Source organism: Halalkalibacter wakoensis JCM 9140 (genome assembly GCF_000513095.1).
Taxonomy (GTDB): Bacteria; Bacillota; Bacilli; order Bacillales; family Bacillaceae_D; genus Halalkalibacter; species Halalkalibacter wakoensis.
Window position 1 is genome coordinate 1 of record NZ_BAUT01000006.1, and the last position, 13819, is coordinate 13819.

At 38.1% G+C, this 13819-nt stretch carries 15 protein-coding genes, 1 pseudogene and 1 riboswitch; of the genes and pseudogenes, 3 read left to right on the forward strand and 13 right to left on the reverse strand.

The window, feature by feature from the left end:
• Positions 1–64: 64 nt before the first annotated feature.
• Both JCM9140_RS04190 and JCM9140_RS04195 read right to left on the reverse strand, forming a co-directional pair.
• Positions 65–571: a YhcN/YlaJ family sporulation lipoprotein gene (locus tag JCM9140_RS04190; protein ID WP_156314763.1), complete on the reverse strand. Its 507-nt coding sequence runs from the start codon at positions 569–571 to the stop codon at positions 65–67.
• Between the two features lie 17 nt (positions 572–588).
• Entirely contained in the window at positions 589–777 is a 189-nt protein-coding gene (locus JCM9140_RS04195; protein WP_034742813.1) for a hypothetical protein, read from the reverse strand.
• Positions 778–1036: 259 nt separating this feature from the next.
• Here JCM9140_RS04195 and JCM9140_RS22970 point away from each other — a divergent pair, with 259 nt between their 5' ends.
• A complete protein-coding gene (locus tag JCM9140_RS22970) occupies positions 1037–1177 on the forward strand; it encodes an aspartyl-phosphate phosphatase Spo0E family protein (protein ID WP_081727559.1) in 141 nt (46 codons plus the stop codon).
• Positions 1178–1246: 69 nt separating this feature from the next.
• Positions 1247–1430: riboswitch (Lysine riboswitch) on the forward strand.
• A 131-nt stretch (positions 1431–1561) separates the two neighbouring features.
• A pseudogene (gene dapA, locus JCM9140_RS04200) lies at positions 1562–2448 on the forward strand (4-hydroxy-tetrahydrodipicolinate synthase).
• A gap of 25 nt (positions 2449–2473) precedes the next feature.
• Here dapA and JCM9140_RS04205 read toward each other — a convergent pair.
• The 6 genes from JCM9140_RS04205 to JCM9140_RS04230 all read right to left on the reverse strand — a co-directional run bounded on the left by JCM9140_RS04205 (position 2474) and on the right by JCM9140_RS04230 (position 9737).
• Positions 2474–3409, reverse strand: coding sequence for a DMT family transporter (locus JCM9140_RS04205; protein ID WP_034742816.1), 936 nt, complete (start codon positions 3407–3409; stop codon positions 2474–2476).
• A 183-nt stretch (positions 3410–3592) separates the two neighbouring features.
• Entirely contained in the window at positions 3593–4792 is a 1200-nt protein-coding gene (locus tag JCM9140_RS04210) for a M24 family metallopeptidase (protein ID WP_034742818.1), read from the reverse strand.
• A 37-nt stretch (positions 4793–4829) separates the two neighbouring features.
• On the reverse strand, positions 4830–6281 hold the full coding sequence (locus JCM9140_RS04215; RefSeq protein ID WP_034742821.1) for an aldehyde dehydrogenase family protein: 1452 nt from the start codon (positions 6279–6281) through the stop codon (positions 4830–4832).
• A gap of 15 nt (positions 6282–6296) precedes the next feature.
• Complete coding sequence (locus JCM9140_RS04220; protein ID WP_034742824.1) at positions 6297–7334, reverse strand: homoserine dehydrogenase; 1038 nt, start codon at positions 7332–7334, stop codon at positions 6297–6299.
• Positions 7324–8526: a M20 metallopeptidase family protein gene (locus JCM9140_RS04225; protein ID WP_034742827.1), complete on the reverse strand. Its 1203-nt coding sequence runs from the start codon at positions 8524–8526 to the stop codon at positions 7324–7326. The genes JCM9140_RS04220 and JCM9140_RS04225 overlap by 11 nt, the downstream gene beginning before the upstream one ends.
• A gap of 20 nt (positions 8527–8546) precedes the next feature.
• Positions 8547–9737: a cystathionine gamma-synthase family protein gene (locus tag JCM9140_RS04230; RefSeq protein ID WP_034742830.1), complete on the reverse strand. Its 1191-nt coding sequence runs from the start codon at positions 9735–9737 to the stop codon at positions 8547–8549.
• Between the two features lie 187 nt (positions 9738–9924).
• Here JCM9140_RS04230 and JCM9140_RS04235 point away from each other — a divergent pair, with 187 nt between their 5' ends.
• Positions 9925–11616, forward strand: coding sequence for a PucR family transcriptional regulator (locus JCM9140_RS04235; protein ID WP_034742833.1), 1692 nt, complete (start codon positions 9925–9927; stop codon positions 11614–11616).
• Positions 11617–11644: 28 nt separating this feature from the next.
• Here the strand turns inward: JCM9140_RS04235 and kapB are convergent, their stop codons facing one another.
• From kapB to JCM9140_RS04260, 5 genes are all read right to left on the reverse strand, one after another.
• The gene (gene kapB, locus JCM9140_RS04240) at positions 11645–12025 is read right to left on the reverse strand and encodes a kinase-associated lipoprotein KapB (RefSeq protein WP_034742836.1); all 381 of its coding nucleotides are present in this window, start codon (positions 12023–12025) and stop codon (positions 11645–11647) included.
• 13 nt (positions 12026–12038) lie between these two features.
• The gene (locus JCM9140_RS04245) at positions 12039–12230 is read right to left on the reverse strand and encodes a hypothetical protein (protein ID WP_034742838.1); all 192 of its coding nucleotides are present in this window, start codon (positions 12228–12230) and stop codon (positions 12039–12041) included.
• A 16-nt stretch (positions 12231–12246) separates the two neighbouring features.
• On the reverse strand, positions 12247–12498 hold the full coding sequence (locus tag JCM9140_RS04250; protein ID WP_034742840.1) for a hypothetical protein: 252 nt from the start codon (positions 12496–12498) through the stop codon (positions 12247–12249).
• 92 nt (positions 12499–12590) lie between these two features.
• Positions 12591–12971, reverse strand: coding sequence for a hypothetical protein (locus tag JCM9140_RS04255; protein WP_034742842.1), 381 nt, complete (start codon positions 12969–12971; stop codon positions 12591–12593).
• Positions 12972–13081: 110 nt separating this feature from the next.
• Positions 13082–13738: a YpjP family protein gene (locus tag JCM9140_RS04260; RefSeq protein ID WP_034742844.1), complete on the reverse strand. Its 657-nt coding sequence runs from the start codon at positions 13736–13738 to the stop codon at positions 13082–13084.
• Between the last annotated feature and the right edge of the window lie 81 nt (positions 13739–13819).

Genomic DNA, 13819 nt, shown 5'->3' on the forward strand with positions numbered 1-13819 from the left:
CGTTCATGTTCATACATTGAACGAAGTAGAGGCTTATTTTTTCAATCAGGTAATTCCCATCCATTTATCTTCGTCCATGAGCCGCATCATCAAACAAGTCTGCTAAATCTCCTGCTGCTCCTGATATTGACTCAAACGGTTTACCAAGTCCAACATGATGTTCCACTGCATTCATTCGATTAATTATTTTTCGATCAGTCGTAATCGTTACTTGTTGTAAATCAGTTATTTTTTCCACTTCTTGTTCAACTGCACGAATTAACCTTACTCGGTCTTGTTCACTTGATTCTAATCCAATAACAATACGCTCTCCATCCGACATAACATGAGCATCACGAACATTTTCTAAAGCCTCTATACTTGCTTCAAGTTTTCTTGTTAAATGAGAGGTCGCTTGGTAATCGTTTAGTTGGTTGCTTTGTTTCTTTACGTGCGGATTCTGACTGTGTTGATATTTATCACGTAAAACCCCTGGTCGATTACTTAAAATGCGAGCTCCTTGATGATTTTGACCTTCATGCCGCATACTTAAGTTTCGATGATTCGTCGTATAGGAACCTTCTCCTGACAAATGAATGGAAGGGTCTGTTAACCCTTTGGTGAATCATCGGGAATCATTAAATCAGAAAGAGGTCCTTCAAGCGCACGTACATTTTCCACTCCGTAGCCACTAAAGCCTTCTCTACGATCTGGACTTGCCCCCATTTCGGCTTCTTGAGGAACTGTACAGCCTGTAACAATTGCAGAAGCAACGATTACATATCCTAAAAATCTCATTAAAATCCCTCCTGTTCTTATTGTACGAAGAAGAAGGTCATCTCAATCTGAAAAAATTAGGTAACAGTTCGCGGAAATTGTCGTTTTATTACTAAATTCATCTATTATTGACTACTTTAGGAGAAACACTTTTCAACATTTTTCTATTGGGTATAATAATTTTATAAATAGACATTTGCTTAGATACACCAGTGATACAGCTCCCATTTCTCCCTAACCAATTCGTCTGTTTTTTATTTTTTTTAAGGTGGAGACTAACATGTTGTGTGTAGAAATAGAGCAAAAACGATTACAGATGTTGAATCTTGCTAAAAAATACGGAATGACCGCAAAGGCAACCGTTGAATGTAGCCAAGAATTGGACAAGCTTTTAAATTTATTACAAAGAAATTCCCAATAGGCATTGCAATCATTGAAAACATTTGGTAAGGTAGACACAAATTACGTTATATCTTGCTTCATAAATTGAAGTGAGGGTAGAGGTGCAAGGATCATTAGTACATTAGTGGAGGAGAATGAGCTCTAAAGAAACTAGTGAAAAGGGATACTTGCCGAAGCTTATTGAGCACTCATAACTCATAAGCTGGGACTGTTCTAAAAAAGGACAGTACTGTCATATAGCAAGCATCGCTATATGGAGGGCTATCTCACACATTGAATTGGTTTGGCTACAAATGCTTAACCTAACAACAATGAGTAGAGGCCTCATTGTTGTTTTTTTGTGCCTCCCAGTAGCCCATCTTCTCCCTGCGTATATAAAATTTTTGAATTGAGGGTGAATTGGATGAATTTTGGTCGTATTTTAACTGCAATGGTAACACCATTTAATCAACATGGACAACTTGACTTACAGGCAACAAAAGATTTAGTAAAACATCTAATCTCAAATGGATCTGAAGCATTGGTTGTAGGTGGAACAACTGGAGAATCCCCTACTCTTTCGACTGATGAAAAATTACTGCTATTTAAAACAGTTGTTGAAACAGCCAACGGTCAAGTTCCTGTTATAGCTGGAACTGGTTCGAACAATACGTATGCTTCCATTGAGCTTACAAAACAAGCAGAAGAAATTGGCGTAGACGCTGTAATGCTTGTCGTTCCCTATTACAATAAACCTTCTCAAGAGGGAATGTTTGCTCATTTTAGCACGATTGCCAATGCAACGAAGCTACCAGTGATGTTGTATAACATCCCTGGTAGAAGTGTTGTGAATATGGATGTAGAAACGACGCTGCGTTTAGCACAAATCCCTAACATCGTTCGATGAAAGAAGCAAGTGGTGATTTGGATGCCATTGCAAATCTTATTGAACATGCTCCAGAAGGCTTTAGCGTCTATAGTGGTGATGACAGTTTAACGTTGCCACTTTTATCAATTGGTGGTACAGGTGTTGTCTCAGTTGCTTCTCATATTGTTGGTAATGAAATGCAACAAATGGTCCGCAACTACCTAGCAGGTCAAGTTACAGCAGCTGCTATGCAGCATCGTCAACTATTACCGGTCATGAAGTCTTTATTTACGGCTCCTAACCCTACTGCAGTAAAAGCTGCTTTAGAGATGAAAGGAGTTAAAGTTGGACCTGTTCGTTTGCCTTTAGTACCTCTAACGGCTGAAGAACAGCAACATTTGCAATCAATCGTACAACCTTCTATTAATTTCTTCGTTAGCTAAATTTCAAAAAAGCATGTAGCAAACGCTACATGCTTTTTTTATATACCGGCTTTTCAACCGTCCTTGATTTAAAGAAATGATTCTCTATATAACCTGTTCCAAACAAAACGCCAATAACAATAAAAAGAAAGCCAAACGTCTGATACCAGTAAACTTGTTCATTTAAAAAGATAGCTGAACTAATTAAACCGAAAAAAGGAACGAAATTATTAAAAATTGCTGTTTGCCCAGCTCCAATTTTCTGAATGGCGGCATTAAATAAAAAATGTCCTACGGCAGTTGCTAGGATAGCTGAAATGAAAAAAATGATGTAGGCATAGACAGGTGCATGGAACATAGTCCCAATGCTGCCTGGCTCAAGAACGAAACTAAGAGTAAGTAATCCAAAAGATCCAATCAACAGCATTAAGCTAGTCATTTGCCTTGAATCGAGTGTAGCTGTTGCTTTTTTAATAAAGATGAAACTAATAGCTTGTGCAAACATGGCGACAAATAGCGCTAATTCCCCGAAAGAGAAAACGTGTTCGCCTCCCCCTCCCTGAATAAACATAACCCCAATAAAAGCTAAACCAATTCCAACTATTCTCCACTTTGTAACTGTATCTCCAAGAAAAATCATAGCCAAAATAGACGTTGTCAGAGGAAGCAATGCTAAAATTAAGACAGCATTTGACGCATTTGTAAACGTTAATCCCGTTGCTAAAAAAGCATGATGACAAACTACACCAAAAAAGGTCGCAAGTAGCGTATATTTCCACTCTTTTCTCGTTAATGGCTTTATCCATTTCCTTCCTAAAATCATTGCAGTTGCAGCCATGCCGGCTACCATAATCCGAAATACCGTCATCGTGATTGGAGGAAATTCTTCCACTAATATTTTTAACATTACGACATTTAATCCCCATAAAATCATGACAAAAAAGATGATCGCATATGTAAAAAGAAGTGATTTGTCTTTCAATCTTGATCGTCCTCTCTACATTATGTAGTAGTATCGTATCATTACAATGATGAAAGATCATTAATTTTTTTCGGGTTTCGTAATATTTTACACAATACAACGCTTACACTAATGGATTCTATAAGAATACAGAAAAAGGGTGATTCAATACAGGACACGTTACCCTGTTGAATCACCCCTTTTTTACGGTGTATGCTCATCTGAAATAATCGATAAATTAGGTTTTTCATACAATCCACGTGGGAAATTTGTTAAAAGCTCTACTCCTTTTTCCGTAATTCGAATCGTCTCTGTTATTTCTACTCCATAATCGTTGTACCAAATTCCTGGCATTAAATGAAACGTCATATTAGGTTTTAAAATTGACTCATCTCCTGGTCTGAAGCTTATCGTATGTTCTCCCCAATCTGGTGGAAAACTAAGGCCGACAGAATAACCTAACCTTGAACTCTTTCTATGACCATATTTGCCTATTGTCTTGCTCCATATTCTCTCCACTTCTTCTGCCCTAATACCAGGACGAATATAGTCTAGTGTAACATCTATTCCTTCTTCGACTACTTTAGAAAGTTCTTTGACCTCTTTAGGTGCCGTACCTATAGCCATTGTTCGAGCCATGGGTGCATGATAACGCTTATAGGCACCTGCTATTTCTATTGTTAAAAAATCCCCCTTCTCATAAGGTCGATCTGTCCAGGTAATATGAGGACAAGAGGTGTTTTCATTTGTTGGCATCATCGGTACAATTGACGTATAATCTCCTCCGAAACTAGGTGTCCCTTTAATCTGAGCATAATAAATGGCTGCTGCAACATCAGACTCTCTAGCCCCTATTTCTACACTTTCATAAGCAGCTGTCATGGCATTTTCGACTATTTTTCCAGCCCTTCTCATGTAGTTAATTTCTTCTGGTGACTTGATTAAGCGGACCATGTTTACAAGGCTTGATGTGTCTTTAAAAGTTGCATCAGGCAATCCATGTTTTAATCGTTCAAAACAAAGTGCCGTAAAATAATGAACATCTTTTTCAACACCTATCGTTCTTCTTCCTTGACCAATTTCTGTTAGAATATTTGCGACAAAATCGATCGGATGCCGATCCGTTGATTGTACATAAAAATCAGGATAGGCAATAATATGGTGTTCATCAAGCCAAGTTGTTTTTGCTACACCATTTGCATCCATTTGACGGCCGATCCAAAGTGGCTGCGCATCTTCTAATGTGACAACCATTATTTGGTGTACATAAAAGCTCCATGCCGAATAATTGGTTAAATAATACATATTGGAAGGGTTCGAAATTAAAAGAACATCCACCCCTTCATCCACCATTCTTTTTTTGACTGCCTCCAACCTCTTTTTGTACTCTTTTAATGCAAACAAAGATTTCACCCTCTTTCTCATCCCTGTTCTATTTCATTTACAAAAACGGGGATCTTTGTAATTTAAATGCGACAACTTTCTGTTCTGTCATTGCCTCAATTTGATACTTCACCCCTTCACGACCAAGACCTGATCCTTTAATCCCTCCAAAAGGCATCGCATCAATTCTGACATCACTGCTATCGTTGATCATCACTCCACCAAAATGTAGTTCGTGAATCGCTTGAAATGCAGTGTCTAATTTTTCAGTAAAAATTCCAGCTTGTAAACCGTACCCACTTTTATTCGAATATTCAATGCCTTCCTCTAGAGAGTTAATTGATTGAATGAGTACGACTGGACCAAACACTTCTTGTGTTGCAATAGTTGCCTGTTCAGGAACATTTGTTAACACAGTTGGTTCTACAAAGGTCCCTATTCGTCTTCCCCCACATTGTACAATTGCACCTTGCTTCTTTGCTTCTATAATCCATTTTTCCACGCGTTTTGCTTCCTTCTCCGAAATCATCGGACCGATGTCGGTTTTTTCGTCATTTTTATGGCCAACCTTCAATTTTTTCGTTTCCTCAACAAATGTTGTAAGAAAGGTTTGATAGATTGATTTCTCAACGTAAATTCGTTGAACACCGATACAGTTTTGACCTGCTACTCCAAATGCTCCTGAAACCGTTGAATGAATTGCCTCTTTTACATTGGCATCTTTTAAAATAATGGTCGGGGAATTAGAGCCTAGTTCCATTCCTGTTTTTTTAACACCGGCTTTCTTTGTAATCTCTTTTCCTGTTTCATAACCTCCGGTGAAAGAAACGAAACGAACATCGTCATGTTCCACTAATGGCTCGCATATAATTGAACCATGGCCAGTAATAACGGATAATATATCTTTAGGTAAACCAGCATATAAAAACGCTTCAGCAAAACGCAAAGCACTTAACGGTGTTAAGGAAGCCGGTTTCACTATTACTGCATTTCCTGCAGCAATGGCTGGACCGACTTTGTGTGCAACAAGATTAAGTGGATCGTTAAATGGGGTAATAGCAGCGACAATGCCAATTGGAAAACGATAAACATACCCAACTCTGTTTTCATGTCCGGGCATTTGTGAAAAAGGAATCGTATCGCCTTCAATCCTTCTTGCTTCCTCTGCACTTAATCGTAATGTTTCAATGCAGCGAATGACTTCTTTTCTAGCCTCTCGAATGGTTTTACTGCTTTCTAGCACAATGGTTTTCACGTAGACATCTTGATTTTCTTCAATATAGGAAGCTGCTTTGTGTAGAATTGCCATTCGTTCATGTACAGGCAAGCTTGCACTCTTTTGAGCACCTGATTTAGCTTTTTGAATAGCAAATTCTACATCTTCTTCCGTTGCAGAAGGAACTGTTGCAATAAGTTCCCCTGTACCTGGATCGTAAACCTCAATGCCCTTTTTTCCATGAATCCATTCTCCTCCAATTAACATGCGCTCTTGAACGATTGGTTTAGCCATACCGTAATCCCCCTATTATTTAGTCCGTTCAATGTGAATCAAATCAATTAAGACGGCAAATCCCGTCTCTTTGATTCCAGCCCCTGCGCCAACGAGTGTAATAGGTCCAGATAAATCACATTCATATGTGATCGCATTCATTGCCCCAGATATTCCAGCTAATGGATCATCTAAAGAAACCATTTCCGGCTGGACCGTGGCAAGAAGTCCTTGATCTGTTTTCTTGAGAGATCCAATCAATTTCCATCGTCTTCCTTGTTCTTTGGCTTCTTTGATATCATTTGTTGTCATGTTCGCAATTCCCTTGCATGTAACATCTTCTCTCTTTAATGGATACCCTAGAACAACATTCGCTAAAATAAGAATTTTATATAATACATCATAGCCTTCTACATCCGCCGTTGGATCTGCTTCGGCAAAACCTTTTTCCTGTGCCTCCCTTAACGCTTCTTCATAAGTGAGACCATCTTCCATTCGCATGAACATGTAATTTGTCGTACCATTCAGAATGCCTCTTATTTCCGTAATGTCATTTCCTGTTAGTGTTAGCTCTGGAAGTCGTAATGCAGGCGAACCGCTCATCACAGATCCTTCAAATAGCCATTTCACACCATTTTCTTTTGCCAGTGAAAATAAGCGATCATATGCAAGAGCCACTGGACCTTTATTTGTCATCACAATGTTTTTCTTATTTGTAAAAGCAACCGTGCAATGGTCAATGGCAGGTTGACCTGTTTGCACATCCGTAAATGTCATTTCTACAACAGAATCAGCATTCGAATTGGTTATGGTTTCTTCACTTGACCATCCTCGAACTAATCCAGGTGTATCAGGATAGTCGTATAGCGCTCCCGTCTCCTTGACCGTTTTCATAACGGTATCTAAACAAAGCCCATTAGGATGATGCAATGACCCTTTATATAGATCAGAAATCGATACAATTTTAAATTCGATTTCATTGGCTGCCTTCAGTTGTTGACCTTTTTCTCGTAAAATTTCAACAAAACCTTGACCTACTCCGCCAAAACCAATCAAATCCAATTTATGTGTCAATTTGATCCCCTCCTCTTTTCATAGAAAGCAAGGCTGCTTTTACTAACGTCTTTGAACCCAACTCAAGGACGCGTTCATCAAAACAAAATGTTGGCTGATGTAGACTGGTTTTTTCTCTAGTTGATTCACAAGCCCCAAGAAACATCATGGCTCCAGGAATTTCTCTCAAAATATGGCTAAAATCTTCACCACCCATGCCGTATGGTACGGAATGAATCTTACATGTTGGGTCCACTAGTGAGAGGGCACTCGCTAATACTTCTGTTTTTTTCTGGTCATTAAATAAAGCTGGTTCTCCGTGGTGTATTTTCAGTTCGTACGTGCCTTTATATGCCTTAATAGATGTCAGCCCATCTCTTAATTCATTGGTTAATTTCTTTCTAGCCTCTCCTGAATACGTCCTCATCGTACCTCTTATGGTCACCTCTGAAGGGATAACATTGGTTGATGTTCCTCCTAATAGTTGACACACACTTAAAACTGCTGGGTCAGTCGCAGAAACACTTCTTGAAGGCAAGCTATAGAAAAATGGAAGAATGATAGACGTGAGCCAAATAGGATCAATGGACTGTTCAGGATAAGCTCCGTGTCCACCAGTGCCCGAAATAACAACTTCAAACGTATCAACATTAGCCATTGCAATGCCGGGCTTTATTTTTGCTTCTCCTAAAGGAAGCTCAGGGTCTATATGCAAAGCGTAGAACGCTTCGACATCCTTGATCGCTTCCTTCTCCAACATGTATTGAGCACCTGTTTTTCCGTAATGGTCTTCCGTTTCTTCTGCAGGTTGAAACAAACATTTTACTGTACCTGGCAATTGACCTTGCTCAAATAAACTTGATAGCAAATAGACCGCTCCCAGAAGCATAGCCGTATGCCCATCATGTCCACATGCATGCATAATGCCTTTATAGCTAGATTGATAGACAAGATCTGTTTTTTCCTGTATAGGCAATGCATCTATATCAGCTCGAAGACCAATAATTGGACTTGAACCACTACCAACAGTCACTAACACTCCTGTATCAAGTCCTAATTGATCTTTACCAGATTGGACTGTAACACCTGGTAGGCTCTTGACCTGTTCGATAATATAAGAGGTTGTTTCCACCTCTTCAAAACTCAATTCCGGATTTTGATGCAAATGTCTTCGCCACTCTACTAACCTTTTTTTCCATTCATCCATGCCCATCGCCGTATCATCCTTACGTTTTATGCCTTTATTGAATCAAGTGCTTGCTTTAAGTCATAAAGTAAGTCCTCTATATCCTCAATTCCTGCCGAATACCTAACTAATCCTTCTGGTATGCCTAGTGCTGCTCGTTCTTCAGGTGTATTTTCAACATGACTTGTCGTTCTAGCGGGACCAACTGTTGTTTCTACTGCCCCTAAATTGGCTGCCCGATGTGCGAATTTTAATTTAGGTAAAAATTGTCTAACGGCTTCCATTTCCCCTTTTAAAGCAAAGCTTAGCATTCCACCAAAGCCTTTCATTTGTTTCTTCGCAATATCATGGTTTATATGATTTTCTAAACCTGGGTAGAAAACGGCTTCGATTTTGTCATGTTGCTGCAAAAATTGGGCAACCTTCCAAGCATTTTCTTGTTGTTTTTCAACACGAAGTTGCAGTGTTTTCATTCCTCGTATAATCAAGTATGCAGCCATAGGATCCATTGTAGCGCCGTTAATTTCGCGATAATGATAAATGGCATCAACTAATTCTTTCGAGCCGCATACGACCCCACCTAATGCATCTGCGTGCCCTCCTAGAAACTTTGTAGCACTATGAATAACAAGGTCAACACCCAATGTTAATGGATTTTGATTGATAGGAGTTGCAAAAGTATTGTCAACAAAAACGAGTGCATTGACCTTTTTTGCTGCCTTTGTAATTCGTACAATATCTGTGATTTTTACAGTCGGGTTGGTTGGTGTCTCTAAATAAACCAATTTACACCCTTTGGCAATTTCCTTTTCCATTTCCTCGTGGTTTCCCGTTTCTACTAGCTCCACGTCTATATTTAATCTTGGTAAAAATTCAGAGAATATTTTATTGGTTCCTCCATACGTATCCTTAATAGAAACAATCCGATCACCGGGTTTAAGTATGGTTAACAATGAGTTTGAAATCGCCGCCATACCCGTTGAAAAGCTTGTTGCTGCTTCCGCTTGTTCTAGTATTTTTACTTTATCTTCAAATGATTGAACAGTTGGATTTGTATTTCTCCCGTAAATATGACCTTTTCGCTTACCAGTTGCGACTTCATACCATTCATCGACATCATTATAATTATAGGCAACACTATGAACGACTGGAACTTGAGTTGCTCCGTGTGCCAAATAGTCTTTCTCTCCTGCCCAAACTGAATTTGTACCTGTTCTCACACTATTCTTTTCTTCCATGTTGCCACCCCTTTCTTTAGTTACTTTCATCATATTCAATAAAAGATGACAAAACATTCATCAAATTGTATGAAAAAATAGCATTTGCTATCATCCACTTTTACAAATATTCGCAATTTACCTTACAATAGAAGGTATCATAATTATTAGTGATTAAAATAACCTTGATATAAGGAGGAAAAGTCCAATGAGTATTTCTATGAAGCATGTGCATTCGTTAGACATCCTAAAATCAACGGTTATTCGAACAGGACTTAACGAGCTTGACTCTACTTATGTCAATTGGGTATCTGTTATTGAAACACCCGTTGAAGCCTTCGTTCGAAAAAATGAACTCGTTCTTACTTCTGGAGTGGGATGTGCCGAAAACGAGCAAGAGTTTTATAAATTTGTTAAAGAAATCATTCAATCAGGAGCATCTGGACTTGCTATTGCACTAGGCCCCTTTATTAAGTTCATACCTCCATCGATCATCGAGCTTGCTAGCAACCATCAGTTTATTTTAATTGAACTCGATTGGTCGATTCGTTTTTCTGACATTTTAGAACAAGTACTTGGAGAAATCCATGAACAAAAGCATCAACATCTAAAAAGAATAGAGCAAATACGAAAATCCTTATTGGATTTTATTTTATCAGGGCTTTCATTAAACATAGTAGCTGATCATGTATCAAAATCAATTGAATGTCCAGTGTTAATAGCAGATAAAAGAGGTGTAATACGTGGTAAGTCTAATGCATTCCCTGATCCCTTACTTGATAAGTGGGCTCAATTTTTGCACAAACAATTAGAGGAGGATGGAATTTATCATTCGTTAGACCAGACATTTGATTGGGTAGAATATCAAGGAGAGTATGCACTTCAATTAACCATTCATTCAACAGGTAACATACAAGGTTATATTGTAGTTGGTGGATTTGGACCAGAACCATTTAGTGAGGAAGAACATGATGAGTGGGTTATGTTATTAGAACATGTGACTACTGCTGTTGCGATCCATTTTTTGCATGAACAAGCGGCAAAGGAAGCGGAATGGAGATTGCGTGATGATTTTGTCTGGGAATTATCAAGAGATGCGATTCCTTCAAACGACCTGATGCGTTCAAGAGCAAAGTCTTTAAACTATCAAATTAACCTGCCATACATTTGTATTGTCGCAAAACCGGAACAACTTAATGAGAGCTTTCAATCGATGACCCATTTATCCATAACATTTGATCACTGGCTACATGAATGGATAAGACATATGGAGGAAGAAGCTGAATCAATAGCAAAATCCATGGCACTAAAGTCGATGGTCACCTACCAGAATGAGGAGTTGATTATCTTTCTTGAAGTTAGTCATCAGAAAGTCATTGAACAAGTCAAAACCTATATTGGAAAGTTACAAACACGATTTCAATTTTTGCATCCTTCCCTTTCTGTTACATGGGGAATTGCCAAACAATACGGATATTCTTGTTTTGCAGGGAGTTATCAAGAAGCAAAAAAAGCATTAGATATTGGCCGAAAGCGGAATGGGAAAAATACGATTTCCGTTTACGCTGATACGAAGGTAGACCGAGTGATGGAAAGCTTAGAAAAAAATAGTGATTTGCAAGAAATAGCCATAAACACACTTGATTCTCTTTTGCGCTATGCAGAAGAACGGCAAATTGATCTTCTCCATACATTTACAACCTACCATCATAATCACGGCAATGTTAGTCAAACAGCTCGCGAGCTAAATTTACATCGTCAGTCCCTTCTTTACAGACTTAGAAAAATTGAGTCCCTCACGAACTGTTCCCTTGATAATCCTGATGATCTCTTTATATTGGATTTAAGTATTCGTCTTTGGTTAAACGGGTTGGATATAAAAAGAACTGAGTTTAGATGATTCCTAAACTCAGTTCTTTTTCGTTCTTTTACATTAATCCATATTCTTTCTGACATTCTAATAATTTTTCTAAAGACAATTGTGCCCATTCTGATTCATCGTCTGTTAGTTTTGATATTTCTTTTTGTAAAGCTTCATCCAATGATTGTTTATATTCAGGGATTTCCCCTTCGTAAGGTTTTAAAGAAGAAAGTGGTACCCATGTTTTTTCAAACTCTGCCAATGCTTTTCGTTGATGAAACAAAGGGACATTCGTCATTTTAGGATTGTGAAGGTCTCCTTGTAACGGGTGCTTAATGACAGCCCTTATTTTTACTAGAGCTCGGCCATTTTCCTCCTGTTTCTCCATTAAATCTGCAATATACGCCCCTGTTTTGTAAAAAGCTCGTACAGCGTTACCTGAAGTCATTTTACCACTCTCCTTATATGCCACCTAATCCGATAGCAAACATAGTAAGCAAGTACACAATAATCAATAAAAACCCTATAGTAAAGCTCCAAATCGCACGTTTCTTTTGTTGATGCAATAAGCTATAAATACCAAACCCACCGAACAGCCCTGTAAGGATAAACAAAAGAAAAACAGTTAATACAATGACAATTTCCTGAGACATTCATGACACCCTTCCGTTACAAACCTGGAACTAACCAAGTGAACAAGTTCCACATAAATTCAGAGATAGGTACGAAATACTGTTCCGAAACGGCACCTAACGTACTAGTATCAGAAAAACTATCGATGATAATGAAAGTAAAAGTAATTAAAATAGCTATAATCGTAACGGCCAAAATAACGGCTAATAGCAGTACATAGCCAAGTATAATACGAATCGCCCATTTTACCCACTCTGGACGGTTTTTTCCTTCTACACGTGATTCCAAAACAATCCCTCCAAAACATAATTCATAGTTTTATCCTATCAAAAAATAAGGGGAAGTTGAGAAAGAATTACGAATAAATCATGACAACTTTTTTAATTTAGGTCAAGTTTTGACAAGATTGCTTCAATTGGTACTCCTTCTGAAGTAGAAACATCACTAAAATCATAATCCGCTAAATTGAGAAAACGATCCGTTTGCTCCAATCTCTCTTCCAGATTAAGACCTTCTTGATTTTCAATATCTGTCTCCACCTTTTTAACTTCATCAAAGTCTTCTCCATTATATCCATCTATCTCCGTAGAGCCTTCTTCATAAACTGTTTCTGGCAGATCCAAAGCATGATTAGTTCGTTCTACATAAGATAACGATAAATCAGCATCATGTTCCGTGCCTGTGAATTGAATAATAACGAAAACCCAAACAGTAACAAACAAAGAAGCAGCTACTATTAGAATAAGCAATTGTTTTAACATGTAACGAACCCTCTTTTAAAACTATTTCCTACTATTATACCATATGTTCATTTTACGAGGTGTGTCATTTGTCACATAATTTCAAAGTCAAAAAGAAAACCGTGTATATTTTATGAATATACACGGTCTAGACTATTCCATTTTGGAGGCATATCTTTTCCCCAATAGATGTTTCCTATCGTATGATGCTTCTCATGATTATCGGCATACGTATGATAATGGAAATTAAACATATAACCTTGTTTAGGAGGTTGGTCTCTTCTAACATGGAACCTGAAAATGTCCTCCCCACTTTCTTCATTATAGAGATGAAAAATTTTCTCCCCTAACCCTGAAGAGGGAGTAGTTGACATCTTTAATTGTTGCCATTCGTCATCAGTCAAAGTCCCTGTTGTTTCTCGAATAACAGAATCTAATTGAGGCACAATTTCCTCTTCAAATGACGAACTTATTTTATCTGTAATAACTGTACCGAACTTAAGTAAACTTTGTTCAACTGCTTTTTTCATAATAAGATCATTTAATAAATCAGCAGAAGATATGTTACGGTGGATATATTGATCGGTTCTAGCCGGTAATACTTCACCAAACAAATCATAGCTTTCTGCATTTACTTCATATATAAGTGGTTTCTCCGTGCTTTCACCATGTGTCTTCTGTGGCTCTTCCGCTTGTACCTCTCTAACAAAATCAACAGAAGGTACGAACAAACCGAAAGTAAGAAGAGCAGATGAAATGACGAGACCACGCTTCACGTGTCGAAGCATATTTATACGCCCTTTCATAGTTTCATATTTAATAGTAATTCTATTTTCTCATGAAATCTATGAAAACGCCATTACAATTCA